At 46.2% G+C, this 11,761-nt stretch carries 15 protein-coding genes and 1 tRNA gene; 10 read left to right on the forward strand and 6 right to left on the reverse strand.

Features of this window, described 5'->3' with window-relative positions; genetic code table 11:
• Nucleotides 1-67: 67 nt before the first annotated feature.
• Nucleotides 68-155: transfer RNA gene (locus D9738_RS04630), tRNA-Ser, on the reverse strand.
• A gap of 233 nt (nt 156-388) precedes the next feature.
• On the opposite strand from D9738_RS04630, the gene ghrA reads away from it, so the two are divergent.
• The 4 genes from ghrA (at nt 389) to D9738_RS04650 (ending at nt 3,289) form a co-directional block, all read left to right on the forward strand.
• The gene (gene ghrA / locus D9738_RS04635) at nt 389-1,327 is read left to right on the forward strand and encodes a glyoxylate/hydroxypyruvate reductase GhrA (protein WP_130205454.1); all 939 of its coding nucleotides are present in this window, start codon (nt 389-391) and stop codon (nt 1,325-1,327) included.
• 54 nt (nt 1,328-1,381) lie between these two features.
• Nucleotides 1,382-2,119: a zinc-binding phosphatase gene (gene ycdX, locus D9738_RS04640; RefSeq protein WP_130205456.1), complete on the forward strand. Its 738-nt coding sequence runs from the start codon at nt 1,382-1,384 to the stop codon at nt 2,117-2,119.
• A gap of 22 nt (nt 2,120-2,141) precedes the next feature.
• The gene (gene ycdY / locus D9738_RS04645) at nt 2,142-2,696 is read left to right on the forward strand and encodes a molecular chaperone YcdY (protein ID WP_130259660.1); all 555 of its coding nucleotides are present in this window, start codon (nt 2,142-2,144) and stop codon (nt 2,694-2,696) included.
• A gap of 101 nt (nt 2,697-2,797) precedes the next feature.
• A complete protein-coding gene (locus tag D9738_RS04650) occupies nt 2,798-3,289 on the forward strand; it encodes a DUF1097 domain-containing protein (RefSeq protein ID WP_130205460.1) in 492 nt (163 codons plus the stop codon).
• Nucleotides 3,290-3,350: 61 nt separating this feature from the next.
• Here D9738_RS04650 and csgG read toward each other — a convergent pair whose 3' ends face one another.
• From csgG to csgD, 4 genes are read right to left on the reverse strand one after another with little or no spacing between them, the layout of a single operon-like run.
• Nucleotides 3,351-4,184, reverse strand: a complete 834-nt coding sequence (gene csgG, locus D9738_RS04655; protein ID WP_130205462.1) for a curli production assembly/transport protein CsgG — start codon at nt 4,182-4,184, stop codon at nt 3,351-3,353.
• 25 nt (nt 4,185-4,209) lie between these two features.
• Nucleotides 4,210-4,626: a curli production assembly/transport protein CsgF gene (gene csgF, locus D9738_RS04660; protein ID WP_130205464.1), complete on the reverse strand. Its 417-nt coding sequence runs from the start codon at nt 4,624-4,626 to the stop codon at nt 4,210-4,212.
• Between the two features lie 22 nt (nt 4,627-4,648).
• Nucleotides 4,649-5,038, reverse strand: a complete 390-nt coding sequence (gene csgE, locus D9738_RS04665) for a curli production assembly/transport protein CsgE (protein WP_130205465.1) — start codon at nt 5,036-5,038, stop codon at nt 4,649-4,651.
• A gap of 4 nt (nt 5,039-5,042) precedes the next feature.
• On the reverse strand, nt 5,043-5,693 hold the full coding sequence (csgD, locus tag D9738_RS04670) for a biofilm master transcriptional regulator CsgD (RefSeq protein ID WP_064528493.1): 651 nt from the start codon (nt 5,691-5,693) through the stop codon (nt 5,043-5,045).
• 757 nt (nt 5,694-6,450) lie between these two features.
• Here csgD and csgB point away from each other — a divergent pair.
• From csgB to clsC, 6 genes are all read left to right on the forward strand, one after another.
• The gene (gene csgB / locus D9738_RS04675; protein WP_130205467.1) at nt 6,451-6,906 is read left to right on the forward strand and encodes a curli minor subunit CsgB; all 456 of its coding nucleotides are present in this window, start codon (nt 6,451-6,453) and stop codon (nt 6,904-6,906) included.
• A 40-nt stretch (nt 6,907-6,946) separates the two neighbouring features.
• Nucleotides 6,947-7,405 carry a curli major subunit CsgA gene (csgA, locus tag D9738_RS04680; RefSeq protein ID WP_000771421.1) on the forward strand — a complete coding sequence of 153 codons (459 nt, stop codon included), beginning with the start codon at nt 6,947-6,949 and terminating at the stop codon, nt 7,403-7,405.
• Nucleotides 7,406-7,463: 58 nt separating this feature from the next.
• Nucleotides 7,464-7,796 (forward strand): curli assembly chaperone CsgC, encoded by a 333-nt coding sequence (gene csgC, locus D9738_RS04685; protein WP_000992819.1) that lies wholly within the window; start codon nt 7,464-7,466, stop codon nt 7,794-7,796.
• Nucleotides 7,797-7,913: 117 nt separating this feature from the next.
• Nucleotides 7,914-8,225: a type 1 fimbrial protein gene (locus D9738_RS04690; RefSeq protein WP_130205471.1), complete on the forward strand. Its 312-nt coding sequence runs from the start codon at nt 7,914-7,916 to the stop codon at nt 8,223-8,225.
• A gap of 94 nt (nt 8,226-8,319) precedes the next feature.
• Nucleotides 8,320-8,853 (forward strand): O-acetyl-ADP-ribose deacetylase, encoded by a 534-nt coding sequence (gene ymdB / locus D9738_RS04695; RefSeq protein WP_130259661.1) that lies wholly within the window; start codon nt 8,320-8,322, stop codon nt 8,851-8,853.
• Complete coding sequence (gene clsC / locus D9738_RS04700) at nt 8,795-10,276, forward strand: cardiolipin synthase ClsC (protein ID WP_130259662.1); 1,482 nt, start codon at nt 8,795-8,797, stop codon at nt 10,274-10,276. Before ymdB ends, clsC begins: the two co-directional genes overlap by 59 nt.
• A gap of 7 nt (nt 10,277-10,283) precedes the next feature.
• Here clsC and mdoC read toward each other — a convergent pair whose 3' ends face one another.
• Nucleotides 10,284-11,441, reverse strand: a complete 1,158-nt coding sequence (gene mdoC / locus D9738_RS04705) for a glucans biosynthesis protein MdoC (RefSeq protein ID WP_130222069.1) — start codon at nt 11,439-11,441, stop codon at nt 10,284-10,286.
• Between the last annotated feature and the right edge of the window lie 320 nt (nt 11,442-11,761).

Here is an 11,761-nt window from a genome sequence, read left to right on the forward strand (position 1 = left end):
ACGCTATTCAGGACGGGTCACATGCGAAAAAAAAGCCCGTACTTTCGTACGAGCTCTTCTTTAAATATGGCGGTGAGGCGGGGATTCGAACCCCGGATACGTTGCCGTATACACACTTTCCAGGCGTGCTCCTTCAGCCACTCGGACACCTCACCAAATTGTTGTTCCTGTCTTGCTGTAACGGGCGCTAATTTAGGGAAATAGTCGCCTCGGGTCAACAAACTTTTTTAAAAAAAAGTGCGTTTATTCAAACTTCAATCAATTTGCGGCTTAAATAAGCAAGTTTCGCTTTTTTTGCCACCGACAGCAGATTTGCTATTCTGATGTTCCTTGCAGATCATAACAATAAGCGCGAATAAATTCCGCTCAACTCTTTTCGGGAGCCAATATGGATATCATCTTTTATCACCCAACCTTTGACTCAAAATGGTGGATTGAGGCGCTGAGTAAAGCGATACCTCATGCCAGGGTCAGAGCCTGGAAAAACGGAGATAACCAGGGCGCGGATTATGCGTTAGTCTGGCATCCTCCAGTTGAAATGCTGGCAGGACGCGATCTTAAAGCTGTGTTTGCACTAGGCGCCGGTGTGGATTCTATATTGAGTAAACTACAGGCACACCCTGAAATGCTTAAACCCTCCATTCCGCTTTTCCGCCTGGAAGATACCGGTATGGGTGAGCAAATGCAGGAATATGCTGTCAGCCAGGTGCTACATTGGTTCCGACGTTTTGACGATTATCGAATCCAGCAAAATGCTTCACACTGGCAACCGCTGCCTGAATATCATCGGGAAGATTTTACAATTGGCATCCTGGGCGCTGGCGTGTTGGGCAGTAAAGTCGCACAGAGTCTACAAACATGGCGCTTTCCGCTGCGTTGCTGGAGTCGCAGTCGTAAATCCTGGCCAGATGTACAAAGCTTTGCTGGAGGCGAAGAGCTGAAGGCATTTCTGAGTCAATGCCGGGTACTGATTAATCTGTTACCGAATACGCCCGAAACCGTCGGCATTATTAATCAACAATTATTCAATCAATTACCGGATGGCGCGTATCTTCTCAATCTGGCGCGTGGCGTCCATGTGGTGGAAGATGACCTGCTCGCGGCGCTGGAAAGTGGCAAGATTAAAGGAGCAATGCTGGATGTTTTTAATCGTGAACCTTTACCGCCGGAAAGCCCGCTCTGGCAACATCCACGCGTCACGATAACGCCACATGTGGCAGCTATTACTCGCCCCGTCGAAGCAGTGGAGTATATTTCGCGCACCATTTCCCAGCTAGAAAGAGGTGAGGCTGTCAGCGGGCAAGTCGACCGAGTTCGAGGCTACTAATAAAGCGCCAGGATTCCTGCTATCCTTGGCAAGAATTGAATACAGGAGAGAGTTATGTATCCCGTCGACCTACATATGCATACCGTTGCCAGCACGCATGCATACAGCACATTAAGTGACTACATTGCCCAGGCTAAACAGAAGGGAATCAAGCTTTTTGCAATTACCGATCACGGCCCGGATATGGAAGATGCGCCGCATCACTGGCATTTCATTAATATGCGTATTTGGCCACGAGTGGTTGATGGGGTAGGGATCCTGCGCGGCATTGAAGCCAACATTAAAAATGTTGACGGTGAAATTGACTGTAGCGGCAAAATGTTTGAGTCGCTGGATTTAATCATTGCTGGTTTTCATGAACCGGTTTTTGCACCACATGATGAAGCGACCAATACGCAAGCGATGATCGCGACTATCGCCAGCGGCAATGTGCACATAATAAGCCATCCGGGCAATCCGAAATATTCCATTGATTTCAAAGCAGTTGCGGAAGCAGCCGCGAAACACCAGGTCGCGCTGGAAATCAATAATTCGTCCTTCTTACACTCGCGCAAAGGCAGTGAAGATAACTGCCGTGCAGTTGCCGCTGCGGTGCGCGATGCTGGCGGTTGGGTGGCATTAGGCTCGGATTCTCATACCGCGTTTACTATGGGGGATTTTGAAGAGTGTCGTAAAATTCTTGACGCGGTTGATTTTCCAGAAGAACGCATTTTGAATGTTTCACCGCGCCGTTTACTCAACTTCCTGGAATCCCGCGGTATGGCGCCGATTGCGGAATTTGCTGAACTTTAATTGCTTTTATGGAAATAAATAAATGAACGAGTTTTCTATCCTGTGTCGTGTACTGGGGTCACTTTATTACCGCCAACCGCAGGACCCTTTACTGGTTCCGCTGTTTACCCTGATTCGTGAGGGAAAATTGGCAGCGAGCTGGCCTCTGGAGCAGGATGAGTTGCTGGCACGCTTGCAGAAAAGTTGTGATATGGCGCAAGTATCTGCCAATTACAATGCGCTGTTTATCGGCGATGAATGTGCAGTACCGCCTTACCGCAGTGCCTGGGTTGAGGGCGCGACGGAAGCGGAAGTGCGTGCTTTTCTTTCAGAACGCGGGATGCCGTTAGCAGATACGCCAGCCGATCACATCGGCACGTTACTGCTCGCGGCTTCCTGGCTGGAAGATCAGTCAACGGAAGATGAAAGCGAAGCACTGGAAACGTTGTTCAGCGAGTATCTGTTGCCGTGGTGTGGCGCATTTCTCGGTAAAATTGAGGCCCATGCAACCACGCCGTTCTGGCGCACTATGGCACCACTGACCCGCGATGCTATCGGCGCAATGTGGGATGAACTTGAGGAAGAAAAAGAAGAATAAGTGTGATAGTGGTCACTAATAAATGCAACATCAAACTCTACGTTGCATAAAATGTGTGCTCGATCTCATTCATGGCCGCGTTTTCTGCTATCATTCGCGGCATGAACATACTTCTCTCTATTGCAATCACAACAGGCATTCTCTCCGGTATCTGGGGATGGGTGGCTGTTTCCCTTGGTTTACTCAGCTGGGCGGGTTTCCTTGGCTGCACGGCCTACTTTGCCTGTCCGCAAGGCGGCCTGAAAGGGTTGGCGATCTCCGCTGCAACGCTGCTTAGCGGTGTGGTGTGGGCAATGGTCATTATTTACGGTAGTGCGCTGGCACCCCATCTGGAAATAGTTGGCTATGTCATGACTGGCATTGTCGCTTTCCTGATGTGTATTCAGGCCAAACAGCTATTGCTTTCATTTGTTCCGGGTACATTTATCGGCGCGTGTGCGACGTTTGCCGCGCAGGGAAACTGGAAACTGGTATTGCCATCTCTGGCGCTTGGGCTGGTGTTTGGTTACGCGATGAAAAACAGTGGGCTTTGGTTGGCGGCGCGCAGTGCTAAGACCGCTAACCATGAGCAACAAGTAAAAAATAAAGCGTGAGAGAATCACGCTTTATATTGAATACGTAAAAGCCGGATTAATACTCCGGCATTTTTATGGATCAGGATTCCGGCGGTACTGACAGATGGCGGTATTTCACCAGAATGTCATTCTGCAGATCTGCTTTATTCTGCAAATCCCACAGACCGCGGTCGATACCATCATTAATCAGGAAGATAACACCGGTTTCAATCGCCGACATCAGGCATAGCATAACGGGTTCGTTTGAGGTATATCCTACTTCCCCTTCCAGTAACCGCTGGTAGTCGATAAAGCGGAAGACGCCGGCCTGGACTTCATAGGAAAGAATGGTCTTACTGGTGTTCACTGATGACAGGATTTCACCGGTGCTGACATTAACGACACGCAAGTTCACCGCGATTTGGTCAAGTTGGTACTGCGTATCGGCGCCAATACCGAAGTATCTCGCCCCGGCACCGCCCGATTTCACGTTACTTTCATAACCAATAATCGACCCTTCAACCATGATATTGGCTGCCGTCAGCGACTGTAGCGGGATCCGGTTATTGAGCGCAACGGTGCCATTTTCCTGTGCCGCACGAATAATCTTACGTTCGTTCAGTAAGTTTTGTAGGCCCTGACGCTCCAGCGGTACAAACCAACGCGAATCTTTCAATGCGGTGACCAACATAGCGGTCGCGCTTTGCGGAACTGCGGTGGAGAAGTTACTTGCCGGATAGGGTTTAAATTGTCCAGTTTCATCCTGGATGTTGTATACCGAGACAAAGATTTTGCCCGTTGGCGAAGGCAAATGGGTTAAATCTTTGTAGCTTTGAGCTCGAGGCATTAATGTCGGCTTGGCGGCTTCTTTTGGTGGTGCGGTTAAGCATCCACTCAGCAACATGACTGCAACCAAAACAAATAAGCGCTGCATATTATTTTCCTTACAAAGCTGGGGCTTAAAAATCGGTTGAGTTATTTTGTAATCCCGAAACCTGAATCGTGGACGTTTGACCCGTTTTACGATCGGTTACGTTCAGTTGCAGCTGACCATCCCGGTTGGCAATATCGACGATATATTCGTTAGTCACCATTCGTCCTGGCTGACCTGTATTAATATTTGTCAGCAGCCCACCTAATATTTGTGACTGAATGGCCTGGGTGAAGTTATCTAACGCCGAGGGTGTTTCAATACCAAAGTCATCATTATAGCTAGGGTCTTTATACGAGTTCTGTGCCTGGGCGCTGTTTAGTAAAAAAGCACCATTATTGGGGTTGCCACCAAAATTAGGATTGCGGAACTGGAAGGTCATATTTCCGGCCCAACTTATTGGCGAAATTAGCATGAGTAGAATTACTGCATGTTTGACACGCATTGCAGCCTCCGGACAATTTAATTTAAAATTCATCAGGCGCTAAATCGCCCGTACTCAGTAAAGCCTGACTAATCTGTCGACGGTTCAGTGCTTCTTCAGTTTGTGCCAGTGCAAAGACAACAGTTTTCTCGAAGTCTCTTTTCAATGGGAATAAAAAAGTCTGGAAAATAACGTCCTGATTTACCGTTATGGTGATCCAGCTTCCCCATCGTGCACTGGGCCTTTCATTAATCGTCAAGTTCCCGGTATAGCTACTTTCCCATTTATCACTAAAGGCACGATAAAAATCATGTCCAATGGATGAAACAGTATGGTCAGTTAACAATCCCGGTACTTCTACCTCTACGGCGTGAACATTCCCCGCAGCGAAGAAAATATTCGCTGCTACAATCCAGCATAAATAACGTTTCATGGCTTTATCGCCTGAGGTTATCGTTTGCCCATGAGACTGCTTGAGTCCGGTTTTTGACTGCTATCTTCTTGAAAAGATTATAAAGATGCGTTTTAACCGTATTTTCGCTGATGAACAGCGAACGAGCAATCTCGTTATTGGAGGCGCCGATACGCAGTTTATTAAGGATCTCTTTTTCCCTATGAGTAAGGAGGGCAGATTCCGTGCTGTTATAACGATAGTTACCTGAATGTGTAATCAGATAGCTGGCAAGTTTTTGCGTAAAGTAGCATTCCCCGCGTAAGACGCCTTGCAACCCATTGATGACGCGTTCTTGATCCTCCAGGGCGTAAAAAACACCGTTGATATGAGGCCAGTTTTCAATGTCGCGGTACGGGTAATCGTCTGGAGTATTTAACAACAGTGTTTTGATGTTGTTGTGTTTTCTGCTTAATGTATCTTGCCAGTAATGGATGAGTTTTTTATCTGCTTCCATCATATCCAACAAAATAATGCAGCCAGAAGATATATCGTCCAGAGAACGTTGAATGTTATGTAGTTTTCCTGTGATTGCCAGCGATTGTTTTAAATGCTGCAATAACGCAGTCGCTTGCAAGGAAGGTTTAGTGATTAACAGTAATGTATGACCATGAATACTATGGACTTCATTAAACATGATGAAACCCCGCTCTTTTTATTAATCGCACACCTGACAGCTGCCTTTATTCAATAAAGGCACCAGAAGTACTGACAGATGTTGCACTGCTGTGTGTAGTAATAAATCAACCCTAAATGGGTAAAAAATAAAACTAATGGATTACATCTGATTTCAATCTAGCCATTACAAATCTTAAATCAAGTGTTAAACATGTAACAAAATGTAATCTGGTAATTAAATTTGTTAACATTAATGGATTGTTAAGTTTGGTAATGATAGAAAAGTTGTACATATGGCTTTTATTGCACAATTTTGAAAAGTCATACAAATACACGTAACCACATGATTATTTTAATAAATGTTATTTATCTCTGGTCCTTTTGTTGCGCTAAAATTGTCTGCATTTTCAGATTCTCTTCATGGACAATTTTTGGCTGCAAAAAAACGATGTTTGTGACGGCTTGTCAGGCAAACATATCGACAGAATCTTCGTGAATCATGAGGAGAGATAGTTTGTCGAATTTTCGCGGTCAAAAAACGACGGTTTAAAAGTAAACAAAATAATTTTTGCGTAAATAACAGCGTATTTACGCGAGTTTTAATACTTTGGCATGGGTAAAAAAAGAAAAATACAACGCGCGGGTGAGTTATTAAAAATATTTCCGCAGACATACTTTCCATCGTAACGCAGCGTTAACAAAAAACGGTTTGCGTTAACAACCAAGTTGAAATGATTTAAATTTCTTAAATGTACGACCAGGTCCAGGGTGACAACATGAAAAACAGATTGTTATTTATGATGTTAACAGTACTGGGTGCGCCTGGGATTGCAGCCGCGGCAGGTTATGATTTAGCTAATTCAGAGTATAACTTTGCGGTAAATGAATTGAGTAAGTCTTCATTTAATCAGGCAGCCATAATTGGTCAAGCTGGTGCTAATAATAGTGCACAGTTACGGCAGGGAGGCTCTAAACTTTTGTCGGTTGTTTCGCAAGATGGTAATAACAACCGGGCAAAGATTGACCAGACAGGAGATTATAACCTTGCGTATATTGATCAGGCGGGCAATGCCAACGATGCCAGTATTTCGCAGGGCGCATATGGTAATACAGCAATGATTATCCAGAAAGGTTCTGGTAATAAAGCAAATATTACGCAGTATGGTACTCAAAAAACGGCAATTGTAGTGCAGAGACAGTCGCAAATGGCTATTCGCGTAACACAGCGTTAATTTCCATTCGACTTTTAAATCAATCCGATGGGGGTTTTACATGAAACTTTTAAAAGTAGCAGCAATTGCAGCAATCGTATTCTCCGGTAGCGCTCTGGCAGGTTCTATTCCTCAGTACGGCGGTGGCGGCGGCAACCACGGTGGTGGCGGTAATAACAGCGGCCCGAATTCTGAACTGAATATTTACCAATACGGTGGCGGTAACTCTGCTGTTGCATTGCAGGCTGATGCCCGCAACTCTGATCTGACTATTACCCAGCACGGCGGCGGTAACGGCGCAGACGTGGGACAAGGTTCTGATGACAGCTCAATTGAACTGACCCAACGTGGCTTTGGTAACAGCGCGACACTGGATCAGTGGAACGGTAAAAACTCTGAAATGACTGTTAAACAGTTCGGTGGCGGCAACGGTGCAGCAGTTGACCAGACTGCATCTAACTCCAGCGTCAACGTAACTCAGGTTGGCTTTGGTAACAACGCGACCGCTCATCAGTACTAATATAGAATTTGTATTACAGAAACAGGGCGCAAGCCCTGTTTTTTTTCGGGAGAATAGTATGAACGCGTTATTACTTCTCGCGGCGCTTTCCAGCCAGATAACCTTTAATACAACCCAGCAAGGTGACATGTACACCATTATTCCTGAGGTTACTCTGACGCAATCATGCTTGTGCCGGGTGCAAATATTATCTCTGCGTGAAGGCAGTTCGGGACAAAGTCAGACGAAGCAAGAAAAAACCCTTTCATTACCCGCTAATCAACCCATTGCCTTGACGAAGTTGAGTTTAAATATTTCCCCGGACGATCGGGTGAAAATAGTTGTTACTGTTTCTGATGGACAGTCACTTCATTTATCACAACAATGGCCGCCCTCTTCAGGAAAGTCTTAATGTATTGATAGTTGAGCATAAAATGAGCCGGAAGAGAATGGTCTGATACGAATCGACCACCTGAAAGCATGGATAACACACCCTCAAGGATGATTAATCATTGAGGAAATAGAAGAGATGTTCAGACCGTTATTAAACTCCCTTATGCTTGGCAGCCTGGTTTTTCCTTTTTTTGCAACAGCGGAAAGCAATGCGCAAGGTGGCGTGATTCATTTTTATGGTCAAATTGTGGAACCGGCGTGTGACGTGAGCTCCCTACAAGCGCCAGTTGAAATGACCTGTATGCAAAATGGTCCTGTACAGAGCAAAACGTATTCCAGCAAAGAGCTAATGAGCGGCAAAGTTAAAAATGCGCAAATTGCCTCAGTAAAAGTGCAGTATCTTGATGAGCAGAAAAAGCTGGCTGTGATGAATATCGAATATAACTAAGTTTCTGAACCACTCACGTCGCCGACAAGAAAAATGCGATTTCTCTAAAAACCCTGCTGTACACTTAAGAAACAAGATGGTGTAAGGAGGCGTTATGAAATCGCGTATTCATGTTGTACAGGGCGATATTACCAAACTGGCCGTTGATGTGATTGTTAATGCGGCAAATCCATCGTTGATGGGGGGAGGCGGCGTCGATGGCGCTATACATCGCGCTGCCGGTCCGGCGCTGCTGGATGCCTGTTTAAAAGTCAGACAACAACAGGGCGATTGCCCTACGGGACACGCAGTAATTACCCTCGCAGGCGATCTCCCCGCCAAAGCTGTTGTACATACTGTTGGACCCGTGTGGCGCGGCGGAGAACAAAATGAAGATCTGCTATTGCAGGATGCCTATCTCAATAGTCTGCGACTGGTGGCGGCGAACAGTTATACATCGGTAGCTTTCCCTGCCATTAGTACTGGTGTTTATGGATACCCACGCGCAGCAGCGGCTGAAATAGCAGTAAAAACCGTTTCGGAATTTATTATCCGTCACGCTTTACCCGAGCAGGTATACTTTGTCTGTTATGATGAAGAAAACGCCCATCTCTACGAAAGACTCCTTACCCAACAAGGAGATGAATGATTTGCCTCGGCTGGCGAGCGCGGTGTTGCACTTGTGTTCGCAACATCCAGGACTGTGCGGCATTTTCCCCCTTGATAAAGGTCTGGATGCGTTTGCCGCACGTTATCGCCTGGCAGAAATGGCGGAACATACGCTGGATGTTCAGTATTACATCTGGCAGGACGATATGTCGGGGCGGTTACTGTTTTCCGCTCTGTTAGCCGCCGCGAAGCGTGGCGTTCGCGTTCGTTTGTTGCTTGATGACAACAATACCCCCGGACTTGATGACATTTTACGCTTGCTCGATAGCCACCCGCGGATTGAAGTTCGACTTTTCAATCCTTTCTCATTTCGCTTATTGCGTCCGCTTGGCTATATCACCGATTTTTCCCGTCTCAATCGACGTATGCACAATAAGAGTTTTACCGTCGATGGCGTGGTGACGCTGGTGGGGGGGAGAAACATTGGCGATGCATATTTTGGTGCAGGAGAAGAACCGCTTTTTTCAGATTTAGATGTGATGGCAATGGGGCCGGTTGTTGAGGACGTCGCTGATGATTTTGCCCGCTACTGGTATTGCAAATCAGTTTCACCCTTGCAGCATGTTCTGGATGTGCCAGAAGGTGAAATGGCTGATCGTATTGAACTACCCGCATCCTGGCATAATGACAGCATCACGCATCGCTATTTACGTAAACTGGAATCAAGCCCTTTTATGAATCAACTCGTTGAGGGGGCGTTACCGCTTATTTGGGCAAAAACGCGTTTATTAAGTGATGATCCTGCGAAAGGGGAGGGCAAAGCAAAACGCCATTCCCTTCTGCCGCAGCGTCTGTTCGATATCATGGGGTCACCCGGCGAGCGGATTGATATTATCTCTTCCTATTTTGTGCCGACGCGTGCAGGTGTAGCGCAACTGTTACGGATGGTAAGAAAAGGGGTAAAGATAGCAATCTTAACCAACTCACTTGCCGCCAATGATGTCGCTGTGGTGCATGCTGGCTACGCACGCTGGCGCAAAAAATTGCTCCGTTATGGCGTGGAACTCTATGAACTAAAGCCGACGCAGGAACAACCCGGTACACTGCACGACCGCGGAATAACCGGGAATTCCGGTGCCAGTCTGCATGCCAAGACCTTCAGTGTCGATGGCAAAACCGTATTTATTGGTTCATTCAATTTCGACCCGCGTTCAACATTACTCAACACTGAAATGGGCCTGGTAATAGAGAGCAAAACGCTGGCGCAACTGATCGATAAACGCTTTATTCAGAGTCAGTATGATGCGGCCTGGCAGCTGCGTCTGGATCGATGGGGGCGGATTAACTGGGTCGATCGCCACGGGAAGGAAGAAATTATTCTCAAAAAAGAACCCGCAACCAGTTTCTGGAAGCGGGTTTTGGTCAGACTGGCGTCAATATTACCCGTTGAATGGTTATTGTAAGTGTGGCTCAGCGGGCTGGCGCTTTATCATTCTCGCGCTTAATGGCCGGTTTTCCGGAGAACAAAAACTTCAACAACGGAATGCGTAAATGAATTTCATACAGAATTATCGCAATCCCTATCACAAATATCAGACCGCAGAGAAAACCAAGCCAATTTGAGGTGATATGCGGGGTGATGTATGCGCCGAAAAACAGCGTTAACGGGTGGTGAACCAGGTAGATAAACAGCGATGCGTTTACAAAGTAGGTCACCCGTGCCGACTGAAAATTGAGCAAGCGGTGACCAAAGGAGAAAACCACATTCACCATCCACAAGCCGAGTACCATCGTGATCACCGACTCGGTTTCATACATCCAGGCATCACCGCTACCGTAACGTTGATTGAGCAAATATGCGACAAATGCCATTGCTGCAGCGAGTGTGCAACCACGAGAAGGTGTGGTAAACAAGGCTTTAAGATTAGGGAAAATAAAAGCTAATGCACCAAGGATAAAAAACGGCATATAAAACAGCGTCTGCATGAAAATAAAATTGAACATGCCATCGCTTAAAATAGGCGGATAAACGATAAAGAGCGTTCTTCTTATTGCCGCATAGCCGATGCCGAGGCATAAGAAGATCACCGATAGTTTAGCCATTGAGAATTTTTTATTTTTGTTATCGGAATTATCTAAATTATCTTTGATGCGCTTAAATATCCATATGCAAAGTGTCGTCATGACCACCAATACCAGTAAAAACCACAGGTGCGAAATTAATTCCCAGGCCAGTGTATTATATTTGTCATACAATGACAGGCCAGGCCAGCTTTCTGCTTTGCCTTTGACATACTGCAGCATAATGAATTGCGGCAAGGTCAGCAGAGGAATGGCCGTTAACATCGGGATCCCTACGCGTTCGACACGAACTTTCCACCATTTTTTCAATGGGTAGCGCAAAAAAAGCATGTAGGAAAAATAACCAGAAATAACGAAAAATACCTGCATGCGGAACGAGTGGATGAAATCGTTAAAAAGTGTCAGCCACCAGGACGGCTCTGCGCTATTCACATGCCAGGTGTGGCTTGAATAGATTAAAGAAATATGAAAAGGGATCCCTAACAACATCAACCAGGCGCGGATGGAGTCGAGGAAATATTCACGCTGCGCGGGTACTGGATTCATATATGATTAACTAATCTCGGATTTTTCGTCTTATCCCTGCCGGGTAATGCCTTTAGGCTTTTGCCATAACAACATCGACCTGACCGCATCTGGCACAGGCTTCACGGGTGTTTTTGCGCGGCATAGTCACTACCACTAACCAAAATGGAAGCGTCTGTAAGACTGTTGATAAATAAATTTGCTGGCAAACCCTACACGAACTCGCTGCTTCTGTCTTTAGGAGAAGCACGGAAAGTGAAAACGGCCGCAATCAAGTGCTTAATCCATGAGCCAGCATGCTGAATAACGCCGGGATTCTGTTGTCGTAATGGCTGGTTATC

It is taken from the genome of Escherichia sp. E10V5 (assembly GCF_004212315.1).
GTDB lineage: Bacteria > Pseudomonadota > Gammaproteobacteria > Enterobacterales > Enterobacteriaceae > Escherichia.